This window comes from Dokdonia sp. R86516 (assembly GCF_044596715.1).
Taxonomy (GTDB): domain Bacteria; phylum Bacteroidota; class Bacteroidia; order Flavobacteriales; family Flavobacteriaceae; genus Dokdonia.
On record NZ_CP138998.1, the window covers coordinates 2,882,222 to 2,898,903 of the forward strand.

Annotated in this window: 19 protein-coding genes; 10 read left to right on the forward strand and 9 right to left on the reverse strand. The window is 37.7% G+C overall.

What is annotated here, in order from left to right; translation table 11 throughout:
• Positions 1-54: 54 nt before the first annotated feature.
• The 4 genes from SJY23_RS12895 to nadC form a co-directional block, all read right to left on the reverse strand.
• The gene (locus tag SJY23_RS12895; protein ID WP_396596662.1) at positions 55-483 is read right to left on the reverse strand and encodes a DUF2147 domain-containing protein; all 429 of its coding nucleotides are present in this window, start codon (positions 481-483) and stop codon (positions 55-57) included.
• A 106-nt stretch (positions 484-589) separates the two neighbouring features.
• A complete protein-coding gene (locus SJY23_RS12900) occupies positions 590-1,153 on the reverse strand; it encodes a chalcone isomerase family protein (RefSeq protein ID WP_396596663.1) in 564 nt (187 codons plus the stop codon).
• Between the two features lie 22 nt (positions 1,154-1,175).
• Positions 1,176-2,123: a YihY/virulence factor BrkB family protein gene (locus tag SJY23_RS12905; protein ID WP_396596664.1), complete on the reverse strand. Its 948-nt coding sequence runs from the start codon at positions 2,121-2,123 to the stop codon at positions 1,176-1,178.
• Positions 2,123-2,983 carry a carboxylating nicotinate-nucleotide diphosphorylase gene (gene nadC / locus SJY23_RS12910; protein ID WP_396596665.1) on the reverse strand — a complete coding sequence of 287 codons (861 nt, stop codon included), beginning with the start codon at positions 2,981-2,983 and terminating at the stop codon, positions 2,123-2,125. Before nadC ends, SJY23_RS12905 begins: the two co-directional genes overlap by 1 nt.
• Positions 2,984-3,064: 81 nt before the next feature.
• Between nadC and rlmH the strand changes: the two genes are divergently transcribed.
• The 5 genes from rlmH (at position 3,065) to SJY23_RS12935 (ending at position 7,860) form a co-directional block, all read left to right on the forward strand.
• The gene (gene rlmH / locus SJY23_RS12915) at positions 3,065-3,538 is read left to right on the forward strand and encodes a 23S rRNA (pseudouridine(1915)-N(3))-methyltransferase RlmH (RefSeq protein ID WP_035336824.1); all 474 of its coding nucleotides are present in this window, start codon (positions 3,065-3,067) and stop codon (positions 3,536-3,538) included.
• Between the two features lie 151 nt (positions 3,539-3,689).
• On the forward strand, positions 3,690-4,310 hold the full coding sequence (locus SJY23_RS12920; protein ID WP_035336823.1) for a YqaA family protein: 621 nt from the start codon (positions 3,690-3,692) through the stop codon (positions 4,308-4,310).
• Complete coding sequence (locus SJY23_RS12925; RefSeq protein ID WP_396596666.1) at positions 4,310-4,888, forward strand: non-canonical purine NTP diphosphatase; 579 nt, start codon at positions 4,310-4,312, stop codon at positions 4,886-4,888. The genes SJY23_RS12920 and SJY23_RS12925 overlap by 1 nt, the downstream gene beginning before the upstream one ends.
• Positions 4,889-5,056: 168 nt before the next feature.
• Positions 5,057-6,964 carry a DEAD/DEAH box helicase gene (locus SJY23_RS12930; RefSeq protein WP_396596667.1) on the forward strand — a complete coding sequence of 636 codons (1,908 nt, stop codon included), beginning with the start codon at positions 5,057-5,059 and terminating at the stop codon, positions 6,962-6,964.
• 86 nt (positions 6,965-7,050) lie between these two features.
• On the forward strand, positions 7,051-7,860 hold the full coding sequence (locus tag SJY23_RS12935; RefSeq protein WP_035336818.1) for a carboxypeptidase-like regulatory domain-containing protein: 810 nt from the start codon (positions 7,051-7,053) through the stop codon (positions 7,858-7,860).
• Positions 7,861-7,960: 100 nt separating this feature from the next.
• Here SJY23_RS12935 and SJY23_RS12940 read toward each other — a convergent pair whose 3' ends face one another.
• Both SJY23_RS12940 and SJY23_RS12945 read right to left on the reverse strand, forming a co-directional pair.
• Entirely contained in the window at positions 7,961-8,596 is a 636-nt protein-coding gene (locus SJY23_RS12940; protein WP_396596668.1) for a peroxiredoxin-like family protein, read from the reverse strand.
• A gap of 101 nt (positions 8,597-8,697) precedes the next feature.
• The gene (locus SJY23_RS12945) at positions 8,698-9,357 is read right to left on the reverse strand and encodes a TrmH family RNA methyltransferase (protein WP_396596669.1); all 660 of its coding nucleotides are present in this window, start codon (positions 9,355-9,357) and stop codon (positions 8,698-8,700) included.
• A 55-nt stretch (positions 9,358-9,412) separates the two neighbouring features.
• Here SJY23_RS12945 and SJY23_RS12950 point away from each other — a divergent pair, with 55 nt between their 5' ends.
• The 5 genes from SJY23_RS12950 to SJY23_RS12970 all read left to right on the forward strand — a co-directional run bounded on the left by SJY23_RS12950 (position 9,413) and on the right by SJY23_RS12970 (position 13,095).
• A complete protein-coding gene (locus SJY23_RS12950) occupies positions 9,413-10,102 on the forward strand; it encodes an SIR2 family NAD-dependent protein deacylase (RefSeq protein WP_396596670.1) in 690 nt (229 codons plus the stop codon).
• Between the two features lie 3 nt (positions 10,103-10,105).
• Positions 10,106-10,690 (forward strand): adenylosuccinate lyase, encoded by a 585-nt coding sequence (locus tag SJY23_RS12955; RefSeq protein ID WP_396596671.1) that lies wholly within the window; start codon positions 10,106-10,108, stop codon positions 10,688-10,690.
• Positions 10,691-10,758: 68 nt separating this feature from the next.
• Positions 10,759-11,847, forward strand: coding sequence for an acyloxyacyl hydrolase (locus SJY23_RS12960; RefSeq protein ID WP_035336812.1), 1,089 nt, complete (start codon positions 10,759-10,761; stop codon positions 11,845-11,847).
• Positions 11,844-12,653 (forward strand): head GIN domain-containing protein, encoded by an 810-nt coding sequence (locus tag SJY23_RS12965; RefSeq protein ID WP_396596672.1) that lies wholly within the window; start codon positions 11,844-11,846, stop codon positions 12,651-12,653. Before SJY23_RS12960 ends, SJY23_RS12965 begins: the two co-directional genes overlap by 4 nt.
• Before the next feature lie 61 nt (positions 12,654-12,714).
• Positions 12,715-13,095, forward strand: coding sequence for a LysM peptidoglycan-binding domain-containing protein (locus tag SJY23_RS12970; protein WP_021778981.1), 381 nt, complete (start codon positions 12,715-12,717; stop codon positions 13,093-13,095).
• Positions 13,096-13,245: 150 nt separating this feature from the next.
• Here SJY23_RS12970 and SJY23_RS12975 read toward each other — a convergent pair whose 3' ends face one another.
• The 3 genes from SJY23_RS12975 to SJY23_RS12985 form a co-directional block, all read right to left on the reverse strand.
• Positions 13,246-14,712: a sigma 54-interacting transcriptional regulator gene (locus tag SJY23_RS12975; protein ID WP_021778980.1), complete on the reverse strand. Its 1,467-nt coding sequence runs from the start codon at positions 14,710-14,712 to the stop codon at positions 13,246-13,248.
• Positions 14,713-14,769: 57 nt separating this feature from the next.
• Positions 14,770-15,891, reverse strand: a complete 1,122-nt coding sequence (locus tag SJY23_RS12980) for a VWA domain-containing protein (protein WP_298350324.1) — start codon at positions 15,889-15,891, stop codon at positions 14,770-14,772.
• Positions 15,892-15,978: 87 nt separating this feature from the next.
• Complete coding sequence (locus tag SJY23_RS12985) at positions 15,979-16,572, reverse strand: fasciclin domain-containing protein (protein ID WP_038596903.1); 594 nt, start codon at positions 16,570-16,572, stop codon at positions 15,979-15,981.
• Between the last annotated feature and the right edge of the window lie 110 nt (positions 16,573-16,682).

The following is a 16,682-nucleotide window of genomic DNA, read 5'->3' on the forward strand; positions in this document are numbered from 1 at the left end:
ATAAAAAAACCGCTTCTCAAAGAAGCGGCTTGCAATTATAAATAGCTACAGTCTCTAGCTTCTTATCCATTGTTGTGTTCTAAACAAAAAAGCTATGTAGCCTCTTACGTTTAAGATATTCTTATCATCCTCGTCAATCCACAGTTTGGCCTTGTATTCTTTTCCTTTTTCTGGATCAAAGATAGTTCCTCCCTCATATTCATCATCATTTTTTTCTAGATTCTTAATGATATCGAGACCTATGAGCGGCTTGTTGTAGTCCTCACCTTTACAGTAAATACAGGTCTTATCGCGGTCTGCAGGATTTAATATGTCTATAATCTTACCAAACACTTTTCCATCCTTTTTATAGATTTCTATAATAGACATCGCCTCACCGGTCTCATCATCTATAGTTTTCCATTGTCCAAAGATAGTTCCCTGTTGCGCTTGTGTGCTCACCGCGAAAAACAGCAGGATAAGTAGGGTTATGTGTTTTTTCATAATTCAAGTTTTAAGGTTCTAAAATTAATGTGACTTATAGAGAGATTATAATGCATAAAAAATGGCGAATCACAAGTGATCGCCATTTTTAATATGATTGTGATAATTAGTTTTTACCTAACATCGCCTCTTTAAGATCATCATCTGCTGGGTCGTTACCTAACCAGATCCCGAAAAGAGCTTTTTTAAAATCAAGACCTGCAATAGATCCTACTTCTTTTCCGTTTTTGTAAACTACAGTTCCTTTTCCTTTGATATAAGCGATATCAAAAACGTTTGTTTTTACAATCTTATCACTAAAAAATCCTTTGAACTGCTCGATTTTTGCATCTAGCGAACTAGTATTTCCGTCCATTGAAGCGTCAAAGCCGTCATCTACAGCTCCTATCATTTTCTTACTAGAAACCATCCCAGAAACGATGTGTAATTTAAGGGCCATAGTCTCATCTGCATTAATAATTGCTGCAGCATCACTATTTTTTGACGCTAAGTACAGTCCACCAGCATAAAGATCAAATACGACTTTCTCCCTCATGCCAGCACCATTAAGTGCAAGTTCTGTACCGCCCATGGTTACAGAGTTAGGTAAGGTTGCATCTCCTACTACTGTTTGTGCCTGACTAACCGTAAGACTACATACTGCTACTAAAGCTAATAAATACTTTTTCATAATTTGTGTGTGTGTGTGTTACTTAATTTGAATTAGGGTTTTTATGTAAAATTCTTAATTTTTGAAGGGTAGCGTTAAGCTCATAGCCCAATAAAATTAAATTTGAATTTAACCAAATATAAAGCATCATTATTAATAATGCACCAATAGAGCCGTACAACTCATTATATGTGCCAAAATTATCAATATAAATACCAAATAAATAAGTAGTTATCATAAATAATATTGTTGTCATCAATGCTCCAGGTGAAAAAAAACGGCTTTTACGGCCTTCTTTAGTTCCAAAATAATAGAGCGTAGCAATCACCGAATAGATCATTATGATTAAAAACAGGTTCTTACCTATTCGTAAAAGTGCGATATCCATATCATTACTCATAAAATCCCGCTCTTTCAAGGAGTTAAGTAATAATTCAAAATATATCACTACTGATATAGTAGTAACCAACAACAATGCCAAAATAATTGAAGTACCTAAAGCCACCGCATACTGCCTAAAGAAATTGCGGCTAATCTCATTGTAATGAGAACCCTCAAAACCGCTAAAAATAGCATTAACACCATTTGCAGTTAAGAACAAAGCAAGTAAACCAGCAAAGGAAGCAAGACCCGCCCTCTCATTTTGAGAGATATCTATAATTATAGGCTTAAAGAAATCTAATGATTGTGCGGGGATAAGCTCGTAGATAAAAGCCATGAACTTTATATCAAAATTTTCTATGGGTACGTACGGCACTAAATTGAGTAAAAATAGTAATGCCGGGAAAATGGCCATAAAAAAACTATAAGCAATAGAACTTGCACGAGACCCTAGAGCCCCCTTAATAATCCCGTTAAAATAAGCACGTAGCAAGTATAGCAGCGTCATCCCTTCAAAACCAGGAATTACAACACTATCCAGCATACTTACAAGCCAGCAGAAAGGCTTGAACCTCATTAAACGTTGTTCTATTGTCTTATCTGATGCCATTAAACTGCTTTCAGACTAAGATCTAAGTTGTAAACAGAGTGCGTGAGCGCTCCACTAGAAATATAATCTACACCGCAAAGAGCGTAATCACGTATCGTCTCCTCATTAATACCACCAGAGGATTCTGTAAGACATTTATCACCTATCAATGCAACTGCAGTACGAGTGTTTTCATAATTAAAGTTATCTATTAGAATACGATATACATGCTCATGATTTTCAAGTATTTCTTTAATCTCTTCTAGACTTCTAGCTTCTACTATAATCTTGAGATCTCGTTGCTCTTCCTTTAGATAATCAACTGTTTTAAGAATAGCTTTTGTTACCCCACCTGCAAAATCGATGTGATTATCTTTAAGCATAATCATATCATACAACGCAAAACGATGATTCTCACCACCACCTATTTTTACAGCCCACTTCTCTAGTGCTCTTATTCCTGGTGTAGTTTTCCTTGTATCTAGAATTTTAGTGTCTGTTCCTTCCAAGAGGTTTACAAAAAACTTGGTCTTTGTTGCTATAGCACTCATACGCTGCATAGCATTCAGTACTAATCGTTCAGCTTTTAGAATGCTTTGGCTTGATCCAGTGACATAAAATGCTATATCTCCATATTTTACAGCGTCTCCATCTGTTAAGATATCCTCAACTTGTAATGATGGGTCTACGTAGGCAAATACCGCTTTCGCGAAAGCGCAACCAGCAAGAATACCTTCATCCTTTACAAGTAGTTTTGCTTTTCCAGTGGCGCTGGCTGGTATACATGCTAGCGAACTATGGTCCCCATCGCCTACATCCTCTCGTATAGCATTTGCAATTATACCCTCTATCTCAATCTGAAATTGTGCTTCTGAAATCATAAATCTTTTATTCCTTTTATGTAAAAATAAGCAAAAGGTAAAGCTTCTTAGTTCTGTAAGCTAGTTTTGTATTTTTACCACATGAATATTAAACTTCTCTGCGTAGGCAAGACCGATAATAAACAGTTGCAAGCACTGATAGACACCTATACTAAGCGTCTCAATTTTTATGTAAAATACACTATCGAAATTCTCCCAGATATTAAAAATGTCAAGAATCTTAGTGAGCAAGAACAAAAAAACAAGGAGGGCGACCTTATTTTATCTAAAATAGGACCTTATGACCACCTAATACTCTTTGATGAAAATGGCAAGACCTTTTCAAGCGTTGGCTTTTCAAAATTTTTACAAAAGAAAATGAATAGCGGTATCAAGACACTCGTCTTTGTCATAGGTGGGCCTTATGGATTTTCTCAAGAGGTGTATACAAAAGCTCAAGGTAAAGTATCGCTGTCATCTATGACTTTTTCTCACCAGATGGTACGACTATTTATTACTGAGCAAATCTATAGAGGTTTTACTATTTTAAAAGGAGAGCCCTATCATCATCAATAAGAACAATCTATAGAATTAGAATGAACCCCCACAATTAGCCTGAGTTAATAACGTTAATTATAAAACGGGTTTAACCTATATTTATGAGCATATGTAGCAATATTATTGCTGCTAGATGTTATTTTTGCAGTTAAAATACGAATACAGTTTAATGGGATCACAATCAGGTACAAAAAAGAAAAACAGGCTGCAATTACTGCACCAGTACTATGTGTACACTGGTTTTTACACTTTTTTAAAAGATGCTCTTAAAAAAGCGCTCCCGCCTATTCTATTTGTAGTAGCCGCTATCATAATTATACACTACTTTGTAATCGACCTTAATACGGCACTACAATATGTAATAGACAATTACTCTAATGTGCTCGTGCTTACCTTATTCTTTGTTTCAGAATCGATACTCGGTATCATTCCACCAGAATTATTTATTGCCTGGAGTGATAAGACTAGCAACCCTATTCTATATTTAAGTCTCATCGCAATATTATCATATGCCGGAGGTGCAGTATCCTACTTTACCGGAAGAGCTGCTTTAAAGATACCATCTGTTCACAACTACCTTGAAGTAAGAATGGAAAAGCACTTAAAAAACGCTCGTAAATGGGGAGGATTTTTAATTCTCGTAGGCGCTTTACTCCCGCTTCCTTTTGCAGTGGCCAGTCTTGCTGCCGGTATGATTCGTTTTGAGTTTAAATATTGGGCTTTGTTTGGCCTTGCTCGTTTTGTAAGATATGCAATATATGGGGCAGCAATCTTTAGCCTTGTATCCTAATGAAACTTGTTTTTGCCACTCATAACAGTAATAAGCTTCGCGAAGTTCAAGCTTTAGTTCCCGACCATATTACCTTACTCTCTTTAACAGACATAGGTTGTACAGAAGAAATTATAGAGGACGCTGATACTATAGAAGGCAATGCCTTGCTTAAAGCAAATTATGTCCTTTCAAATTATGGGTATGATTGCTTTGCAGATGACACAGGTCTTGAAGTAGATGCACTAGAGGGCGCGCCTGGTGTTTATTCGGCAAGATATGCTGGTGAGCAAAAAAATGACTCAGATAACATGAACAAGCTCTTGATCAATCTTGCTACAAAGCAGGAACGTGGAGCACAGTTTAAAACAGTTATCGCTTTCGCGAAAGCAAACAAAACAGAAACTTTTACAGGAATATGCAGAGGTCATATTACTAAAGAACGTCACGGTGATGGAGGTTTTGGCTACGACCCTATCTTCAAACCTGAGGGTTATGACGCTACATTTGCTCAAATGGCACCATCTCTCAAAGGAAAAATAAGCCACAGAGGCCTTGCTGTTGCAGCGTTTCTAGAATTTCTCCATAATCAGAAATAACATTTTTACTGATTACCTATCATCATATAGATTTATATAGTACTTTTGCAGCTTGTAAAACCTCAGGGTGAGGTATTGCCACAATTTTGGCACGTGTTGATCGAAGCAATTGGTTTATAAGTCGTTGCGCTTCCTATACACGCTAACACTTATAAATACTATTGTCATATGACATTTGATGAACTAGGCCTAAATGCGCCTTTACTCCAGGCTATTGCCGATATGGGATTTGAAACCCCATCAAAAATCCAAGAAGAAGCTATCCCACAACTACTCGCCGAAGATCGCGATATGGTTGCTCTTGCTCAAACAGGAACAGGAAAGACAGCTGCTTTTGGTTTTCCACTATTACAAAACATTGACGCTACAAGTAAGACTACACAAGGTCTTATTATAGCTCCTACTCGTGAACTTTGTTTACAAATTACAAACGAGATGAAACTGTATGCAAAACACATGAAAGGTGTGCGCGTTGTTGCAGTTTATGGAGGAGCAAACATACAAGAACAAGCACGTGAGATTTCTCGCGGAGCACAAATTGTAGTAGCTACACCTGGACGTATGCAAGACATGATGCGTCGTCGTATGGTAGATATTACAAAATTAAGCTATTGTGTACTTGATGAAGCAGATGAGATGCTTAACATGGGGTTCTATGAAGATATTACAAATATTCTTGCAGATACACCAGAAGATAAACTTACATGGCTCTTTAGTGCAACCATGCCTAGAGAAGTCGCACGTATAGCTAAAGAATTTATGGTAAACCCGTTAGAAATAACGGTAGGACATAAAAACGAAGGTGCAAAAAATGTTTCTCATGAATACTTTGTAGTACACACTAGAGATCGTTATCAAGCACTTAAAAGACTTTCTGACGCAAACCCAGATATTTTTGCGGTAATCTTTTGTCGTACGAAACGTGATACCCAAAAAGTTGCCGAGCAGCTTATAGAAGATGGATATAACGCTGGAGCATTACACGGAGATTTAAGTCAGAACCAGCGTGATCTGGTTATGAAGAGTTTTAGAAATCGCCAGATACAAATGCTAGTAGCTACAGACGTGGCAGCACGTGGTATTGATGTAGATGATATTACACACGTTGTAAATTACCAATTACCTGACGAAATAGAAACATACACACACCGTTCTGGTCGTACTGGTCGTGCTGGTAAAACTGGTACTTCGCTAGTTATTGTAACTAAAAGCGAAATGCGTAAAATCAAACAACTTGAGAAAATCTTAGGTAAGAAGTTTGAACAAAAAACCATTCCAGACGGAAAGGAAATCACGCAAGTACAATTATTTCACCTTGCAAATAGCATCAACACCACAGAGATTAACGACGAGATTGATGCTTATCTTCCCGAAATAGAAGAAGTATTAAAAGACAACACAAAAGAAGAACTTATCAAAAAAGTATTTTCTGTTGAGTTTACACGTTTCTTTAATTACTACAAAAAATCAAAAGATCTTAATCAAAATGCCATTGGAGCAGCTAGAGAGCAATCTGGAGACTCTACCCGTTACTTTATAAACGTAGGTAGCAAAGATGATTTTGACTGGATGAAGCTTAAAGACTTCTTAAAGGAAGAATTAGGATTAGGTCAAGACGGTGTTTACCGCGTAGACTGTAAAGATGCCTTCTCATTTTTTAATACAGATACTGAGCACAAAGCACGTATTCTAGCTCACTTCGAAAACTATGAGCTTGACGGACGTCGTGTAAGCGTTGAGGAAACTCAAGGTGGCGGTGGCCGCAGCGGTGGCGGAGACAGAAGACGTAGTGGTGGCGGTGGCCGAGGTCGCAGCGGTGGTAGAGATCGTCGTCGTGGCGGTGATGATGGATTTAGATCTAGTGCTCGTAGCGGTGGTGGTGATCGTCGTCGTAGTGGCGGAGGATCTTCAGACAGAAAACGCAATGACCGTAAATCTAGCTATGGAGATGATCAAGGAGGTCGCTCTAGAAGTAGATCAGACAGATCAGAGCGTAGACCATCTACTCGCACTCCAGACAACAGGTCTGAAGGAAACAAAAGCCCTTTTTCTGGCAAAAGACGCCGTAGAAGCTAGTCTACCGCTTATTATATGTTAGAATTATTGTAAAAAAATAGATTTGGTATGATTTTCCCTATGGATTGTATAAATTGCCTTACCATATGAAGAAGATCATACTAAACCTACTTTTATTCGCTGCCGTGGCAGTAGGATATGCTCAAGAAATAGATAACACATCTACCCCACCCGAAGCTTCAACAGAACTAGAGGATGGGTATATAGATGGAAAAGTATTGAGCAGTAGCACAGATATTACCTTACAGAACGTAAATATCCTCAACCTCTCTAATTTTAAAGGAGCAACTACAGATAAGTACGGTAAGTTCGAAATTAAAGCTGAAGTTAATGACACTTTATACTTCTCTTACCTAGGATACAAATCTCTCAAAGTACGCGTAAGCGGTGACTGGATTAAGTATGGGGATGTGAAAATCCAAATGACCGAAATAGGAATTGCACTAGAAGAAGTTGTCGTTCAAGAATTAGAACTTACTGGATATCTAGAAATTGACGCAAAGAAAGTCCCTATTTATAGCAATCAGCGATACAGTATATCTGGATTAAACTCCGGTTATGAGGTAGGTAAAAGTCAGCCAGGCGCGATATCACGAGTCTTAAGTTCTATTTTTAATCCCGCAGATTTTCTTTATAATATTTTTAGCAGAAAGAAAGGTCAACTTCGCAAGCTTAGGCAAATGAAGGAAGATGACAAAGTGCGCAACTTACTAGAACGTAAATTTGATCGAGAAACCTTGAGTGCTCTTTTACAGATAGATCGTGTTGATATAGACGCCATACTTAAAAATTGTAGCTACTCAGATAATTTTATCATGAGCGCAAATGATCTTCAAATCCTCGATGCAATAAGTGAATGTTATGAGGAGTACAGAGTGCTTCAGAAAAGAGATTAACAATCATTTTATACAAATAAACAATTAAGCCCGCTCTATAGCGGGCTTAATTGTTTTATACTGCGATATGTATTTACTACGCTTTCGCGAAAACGTGACTCTACAATGCAGCTAGCACTAATTCTGGGTCTGCTCTAAGCTTATAATCCTCTGCAAGAAAGTGATAAGAAATCTTTCCGCTTTGCTCAATAATATATGTTGCCGCTATAGGAAGCTCATTTGCATCATTACCTTGATTTTCTAAAAGATCAATCCCAAATTTTCCATATAAATCTACAAGTGCCTCTGGAAGTTTAAAAACTAAATTGAGTGACCTTGCCAATTCGTTGTTTTCACTAGTTAGGACTTCAAAATCCAGCTGATTTTTCTCCTTAGTAGATAAAGAATTATCTGGTGTTTCTGGTGTTATTGCAATAAGCGTTGCACCTTTCTCTTTAATTTGCGGCAATACTTCCTGAAAAGCTTTAAGTTCTAAATTACAGTAAGGACACCAGCCACCTCTATAAAAAGTAAGCACTACCTTACCTTTTTGTAATTGCTCACTAAGACTAACAGTTTCACCTTGTGCATTTGGCAACTCAAAGTCTGGAAATTGATCTCCTGTCTTTACCGCATGCTCCAACATATTTGTAGCCTTGAGATCTTCAATGGCTTTTCTCATTATATCCTGAGCAGCGCCAGGGTGACGTTTTACGCTATTATCTGCTAGCTCTTTTAGTGATTCAGTAAGTTTCATACTATGACGTTTTAAATTTCTCTGTTGGTCTATAAAAATAGATCAACTTTACACTTATTGACAGCTAATGTATTTGTAATTCAAATTTTCGCGAAAGCGTATCACTCCCCTCTTTCTTCAAGAAATCGCTGCTCAATCCCCTCCACATCCTTAATCATCTTGCGCGTCCACGCTAGTTTTTTATCAAAGAGCTCTTGTTCTGTAAACTGCCAGCCCATGTTTGATTGCTTAAGTTTTGTCATAATATGCTGCAGGGTTATTGCTGCAGAGACAGAGATATTGAGACTTTCTGTAAATCCCACCATGGGAATATAAATAAAGTCGTCTGCCATATCAAGTACAGTCTCACTAAGTCCCTCTGTCTCGCGACCAAAGAAAATTGCCGACTTCTGGGTAACATCAAAATCTTCTAGACGGTGAGCATCTTTATGAGGTGATGTAGCAACAATTTTATAACCTTGCTCTTTTAAGCTATGTATACATTGATTAGCACTACTGTGACGTTGCACATCTACCCACTTTTGAGCCCCCATTGCAATCTCACGATCTATCCTCTTTACATTAACCTCCTCAATCACATGCAACTCTTGCACCCCAAATGACTCACAGCTGCGTATTACAGCACTAGTATTATGTAATTGATACACATCCTCTACCGCAACGGTAAAATGATTTGTGCGCTCTTTGAGCACCTTATCAAATAATTGAACACGTCTTTCTGTAAGAAATGATTGTAAATATGCTAGAAGCTCTTGATCCATGATTGTTGTTTACACGCCAAAGATACTGTACTTTTAAAATGCAAAACAAACAAGCATGTCTAAACAACAAATAGCTGTACTCTCTGGAGCAGGAATAAGTGCCGAAAGCGGACTCAAAACCTTTAGAGATGCAGATGGCCTCTGGGAAGGTCATGATGTGATGGAGGTCGCTACCCCAGAAGGATGGCGCAATAATCAAGAACTAGTATTGCGCTTCTATAACGATAGAAGAAGACAGCTTCTTGAGGTCACACCTAATGATGCGCATAAAGATCTTGTACTACTAGAGAAAGATTACAATGTGACAATTATCACTCAGAATGTAGACGACCTGCATGAACGCGCAGGCAGCACAAATGTGATGCACCTCCACGGAGAGCTGCTCAAAGTGCGTAGCACCAAGGATAAAAGCAATGTAAAATCATGGAAAACCGACTTACAAAAGGGAGATTTGTGCGAAAAAGGCTCACAGTTGCGACCCCATATTGTTTGGTTTGGTGAAGAAGTACCACTTCTAGACAAAGCAGCAGAAGTTGTCAGTAAAGCGGACTATATAATCATTGTAGGAACTTCTATGCAAGTATATCCTGCGGCTGGACTCATAGACTTTGCAAAAGCTAATGCTCAAATTTATTTCATAGACCCCAAACCCGCAATAAGTCAAAGAGATCGCCTTACAATAGTACCAGAAATAGCTTCAACAGGAATAAAGAAGGTTGTTGAAACAATAATGAATCTAACTTAACCAATGACCTTATCTGAACTTTATGACGAACTAGCGTATGTAAATCACTCGCGAGAGAAACGTGCATATTACGCACAATTAATCACAAATGAACCTGGTCTTATGGAGCTCGTTCTAGAAATTCTATTTATGGTAGATGACACTAGATCTCCCAAAGCAGGATGGATAGCGGAGTTTGCAACCAAAGAAGACATCACAACCATTCTTCCACATCTTGAGTTATTTACAACTAAGATGCATACTGTTTATCAAGATGCTGCACTGCGACCTGTGAGTAAAATCTGTGAGGAGCTCGCTATCTCCTACTATAAATTGAAGAACCCACAAACGAGAGCCTCCCTAGCCAGAATTCAAAGAGAGCGCATGGTCACCGCTGCTTTTGATTGGTTAATAACTGATCAGAAAGTCGCTGTTAAAGCGTATTCTATGACTACATTATATCATTTAGGAACAGAAATTGACTGGGTTCACAGAGATTTAAAACGCATCATGGAAGATGGGTATGCCACTGGTAGTGCAGCTTTCAAGGCAAGATGCAGACATGTAAGCTCATGGATAAGTAAACGTAAAAAAACTAAATCCCGCTGAGACATAAGCGATGTCTATAAAATAAAAGATATCTCAATAATTTATTGATATTTTCGCACAGCCACGCTATGACGCACAAACTACTTATCGCTACCATCACTTTACTTACCATAATAAAAGTAAAGGCTCAGGATGTACAACCTTACGAACTAGAAGCTAACTATTTTTACGGCAGTATATTAAGACATAATAAAGATGTCTCCTCCCTTATCACCGGGCATCCAGAAGGACTCATTCTCAGCTATAATAGAAAGACTTATGGACTGAAAGAGTGGGAAAGGCTGTATAATTATCCAGACTGGGGATTCACATTTGCATATCAAGACCTAAAAAACGAAAGTCTAGGAGATACCTATAATGCTCTGGCTCACTACAATTTCTATTTCTTGAATCGCAAGCTCATGTTTAGAATAGGCCAAGGAATTGGGTACACTACAAATCCTTTTGATTTAAAAACTAATGTAGAGAATAACGCATATGGCTCTCGTTTGTTTAGCGCAACACTCGTAATGCTTAATTACAAACAAGCCATCACCCCTGCACTTTCTTTTCAAACGGGACTTACTTTCTTGCACGGCTCTAACGGAAACTTACGAGCACCCAACACCAGTACAAATACCCTCGCTTTTAATGCGGGATTTATTTACAAAGACCAAGCTGTTCCAGAATTGATTCCTAAAGGAAAAAAAGTATCATACAGAGAGCCAATTCACTATAATCTAGCCATAAGCGCTGGAGTCAATGAAAGTGATTTTATAGGCTTAGATAGAGAGCCATTTGTAATAATCTCTGCGTATGCAGATAAGAGACTAAGCAAAAAAAGCACTGTTCTTGCTGGTGTAGAGGCTTTCTTTTCAAAGTTTCTCGATAATGAAATTGAATTCTTATCTGTGGCCTTTCCTAACCGTGGGGTCACCCGAGACCAAGACTGGAAACGAGCAGGAGTCTTTATTGGTCATGAGCTACACCTCAACAATACAGCATTAATAACACATGCGGGATATTACCTTTATTATCCATATGATTTTGAGGGAAGATTTTATCAACGCGTAGGACTTAAACGCACCTTTGGCAAAAAATACTTTGGTAGCGTGTCTGTAAAAACCCATGGAGGAAAGGCAGAAGCAATAGAATTTGGATTAGGCATAAGATTATGAGTTTACAAAGACAAATAGTACATTTTTTAAGTACGCTTTCGCGAAAGCGTAACCTCATCCTACTCCTTCATATCACACTGCTATTCTCTTGTGATACAGAAAATGCAAATGATTGCTTACAAACGGATGGTGATATCATCACTTATGAAATTGAATTACCTGTGTTCACAAAAATCCAAATGGAAGATGACATTCGTGTGATCCTAAAACAAGGATCTGAACAACAAGTAATTATTGAAACAGGCGAAAATCTTGTATCAGACCTATATTTTGAAGTGACCGAAGAAACACTCGTATTACAAAATAATAATAGTTGCAATATTTTAAGAGAGTATGGACGAACTCTAGTTACAATAACGTCCCCTAACATTAATTTTATAAGGCAAGCATCCTCCTTTGACATAGAAAGTGAAGGACTTCTCACCTACCCATCTCTCACGATATGGAGTAATACAAGCCCAAACGGTATCAATATAGACGATCCTAATAAAAGTGGGAATATCTACCTGAATCTTGATGTACCGTCATTAACAATATCTGCAAATGGCTCTAGCAACTTTAAAATATCTGGTAGAGCAGATCAGATGAATATCAACTTTAGTGATGAGTTTCCACAGTTTGATGGGAGAGACTTTCTAGTGGATGATATCCAGTTTAGACACACAAGCGCCGCAACAATGGTGTTTAACCCCATAAACAGTCTCAAAGGCACCATACACGCCACAGGTGATGTAATTGCTGTAAACGAGCCACCTTTAGTCGAGGTAGAAGTGCTATTTACGGGACAACTTATCTTTGAAGACTAAAAAGTATTTAATTGTAGAAAACATTGTATCTTTTAATCAGTAATAACAATAAACTTAAATAATGGTAAAAGCAAAATATCAAAACGTTCTTGACCTAGGAGAAAAACTTAACATCCAGAACGGAGATGTAAAAGAAGAAAATGGAGTACTTCACGTAACAGGTACTGCAACAAATCAATATGAAAAAAACCAACTTTGGGATGCTATAAAAGCGGCTGGAGGAGAAAATCCAGGTGACATTGTAGCAGACATTAAGGTCGCAGATACATCTGTTTATGCACGTCATACAGTTGCGAGTGGAGACACACTAGGCAAGATTGCAAAGCATTATTATGGAGATGCAATGAAGTACAAAGAGATTTTTGAAGCAAATAAAGACATCCTCAAAAACCCAGATGTTATACATCCAGATCAGAATCTTGTGATTCCTAATCTAGGATAATATTCAATAACAACATTGAATTACAATCATAAAAAAAAGCTCCCAATTCGGGAGCTTTTTGCATTTTAGTCTAATCTAAAAATTTTACACTAAGTATTTAAAATCAAACACTTACAATGATTATATAAATTAATAATTTACATTTTAAAATTATCCTAATCCTGAAATATAATTACCATAAAGATCATTAAAACGCATCCCTGTGGTGAGTTTATATTTGCTCAGTTTCTTATATTCTACAAGTCCAAAAAGGATAAACTCTTTTAAGAAATAGCGATCCTCCTCTACTGTTTCGGGCTGATATTTATTTACGAGTTCTTCTAAAGGTGTAATGCTGTCTAGCATTAATTTGTATTCTTTGTCAGTTAAATTATCTTCAAGTTCAAAACCACTTTGCTCAAAGAACCAAGCCAAGACATCACCATAAGGATCTTCTTGATTATCCTTTACAAGCTTTTCGATCTTTGGGAAATAATCATCAAAAAGTGAACGCGTTGCATCACCTATAAGAATTTTTGCAACCTCATCTGCTCCCTCTTGTTCTCCTTCATATACTAATTCTACCTTTCCGGTAATCGCAGGAATTATACCCATAAGATCAGAATATCGTATTGTGGTAGTTGTATCTCCAGATAATAGCATACGACGCTCTGCTGTACTCATTAAGTTTTCGAATGCCGTTATACTCATACGTGCACTTATACCACTCTTTTCATCTATATACTCGCTCTCTCTGGCCACAAAACCTATCTCTTCTATAAGATCTTTTACTAGATTAGGTACGTGTACTTTAGTTTTCTGGCGCTCGTCAAGATTTGCTTCTTGATCTGTTATAGTACGCGCGATAGCCACTGTTTCTGGATAATGAGTAAGTATCTGAGAACCTATACGGTCTTTAAGCGGCGTAACTATGCTACCTCTATTTGTATAATCTTCTGGATTTGCAGTAAATACAAACTGCATATCAAGCGGTAGTCTCAATTTAAAGCCGCGTATTTGAATATCACCTTCTTGTAGAATATTAAACAAAGCCACTTGTATACGTGCTTGTAAATCTGGCAACTCGTTGATTACAAAAATTGACCTGTTTGCACGAGGAATCATTCCGTAGTGTATCACACGATCATCTGCATAGCTTAATTTAAGGTTTGCTGCCTTTATTGGATCTACGTCACCTACTATATCTGCCACAGTTACATCTGGTGTTGCAAGCTTCTCTGCAAAGCGCTCAGATCTATGTACCCAGTCGATAGGTGTGTCATCTCCTTTTTCCTTAATAAGCTCTGTAGCATACCTCGAGATAGGATTAAGCGGATCATCATTAATTTCTGAACCTGCTACTATAGGCATCCACTCATCTAGCAGATTTACCATCTGTCTTGCAAGTCTTGTTTTTGCTTGACCACGTAGCCCTAATAGATTGATATTATGTTTACTTAATATGGCCCTTTCTAGTTCTGGTATAACCGTATGCTCATAACCGTGTATACCTGTAAATGTAGGTGTACCAGCTTGTAATTTTGATATAAGGTGCTCGCGCAACTCTTCTTTTATACTTCTAGATGTCCACGATGCTTTTTTAAGAGCTCCAAGTGTTTTTATTTCTGTATGATTCATAGCTATTCTTGTTTTACCTCATCTCACAATGAGGTATCTATTCTTTTTTTTTTACAATTATTTTATTCTTTTCTTTCTGTTGCTTTCATAATCTTGAAAGATCATCTCCCCAAGACCTTGCAATCCTGTATAGAACGCTTTTCCTTGGTTTGCCTCAGTAAAATTATCTACAAACTGTTGCAGGTAAGGATCATTTGCAATCATAAAAGTGGTGATAGGTATATGAAGTTTACGTGCTTGTCTAGCCATACTGTAACACTTGTTTACAATATACTCGTCTAGTCCATTTGGGTTCTTATAGTAGCGCCCATCTTTAAGCTTTATACAAGACGGTTTACCATCTGTAATATTAAAGATCTGTTTATTTGAGTTACGCTTACGTCTCAAGATATCCATAGCGAGATTAAGACCTGCTACTGTGTTAGTGTGATAAGGACCCACTTGCAAATACGGTAAATCCTTAATTTTAATAGGCCAGGCATCATTACCATATACGATGATATCTAAAGAGTCTTTGGGATACCTCGTTGTGATGAGCTGTGCAAGTGCCATCGCTACCTTTTTGGCTGGAGTAATACGGTCTTCTCCATAAAGTATCATACTGTGCGATATATCTATCATAAGTACGGTACTCATCTGTGCCTTAAAGTGGGTTTCTTCTACCACGAGGTCGCTTTCGCGTAAGCGGAAATCTTCTGCTCCATTATTAATTTGGGCATTACGCAAACTTTCTGTCATAGAGATGCGCTCTAGCCCATCACCAAAACGATACTCGCGATAATCACCAGTATGCTCATCTCCTCTACCGTTAAGTTTTGACCTATGGTTACCCTGAGAGCTCTTCTTAAGCTTCCCAAAAATTTGATCTAGGGCTCTCTTGCGTATGGCGCGCTCTGTCTTCTCTGTGATAGCCGTGCCGTTGTTACCATCTGGCTTAATTTCTTCTCGTATGTAGCCTTTGTCTTTAAGCTCCTGTACAAAGTCGTCTAAGGTATATTCATCATTTGTGAGTTTATATTCTTTATCAAGCTCTTTAAGCCAGTCCATCGCCTCGTCAAAATCACCAGAGGTGTGGGTGATGAGCTCTTGAAATATATCAAGCAACTGGTCAAAAAGGGATTTTTGCGGAGCGTCATAGGTTTTGAATACAAAACCGCTCCTATTTTGTTGTTTTCTCATAGCTGTATAAAATTACTACCTAATAGGTCAATAAAAAAGCGCCTCGACAGAGGCGCTTCTTAATTCTTTATTAAAAGTGAGTGGTAATTACTTCCCTTTAGGCATAATTACCGTGTCTATAGCGTGTATCACTCCGTTTGAAGCATCTACATCTGTCATAATAATTACAGATGTCCCACCTTTTGCATCCTTAATAACGACGTTTTCTCCGTCCATCATTAAAGTAATTTGCTCTCCCATCACAGTATTTGTACTAAAAGAACCATTGTTCTTTTTAATAGCAGCAACTACGTCTCCAGCCATATACTCACCAGCTACTACGTGGTACGTTAAGATATCTGTTAACATTGCTTTGTTTTCTGGCTTTACTAGAGTACCTACAGTTCCTTCAGGAAGTTTTGCAAAAGCATCATTTGTAGGTGCAAATACAGTAAATGGTCCTGTACTAGCTAAAGTTTCTACTAGTCCTGCTGCTTTTACAGCTGTTACTAGTGTTGTAAAATTTTCATTACCTACAGCTATATCTACTATGGTACCTGGCTCTTCTACTACAGGCTCTTCCAGCTCTACTACTGCTTGCGCAACTTCTTCGTTAGTTTCTGTTGCTTTTTCTTTAGTTCCTTCGGCGCAAGAAGCAAATAATAATCCTGCTGTTGCTGCCATTAATAAAATCTTTTTCATAACAATTGGTTTTTTTATTTGTTCAAAGATATGTTCATATTCTTAAACAAAAAGCTAATGTTATACCAATGTCTTGTTAATTATTTCATAAGACCTTATTCGGGATACAA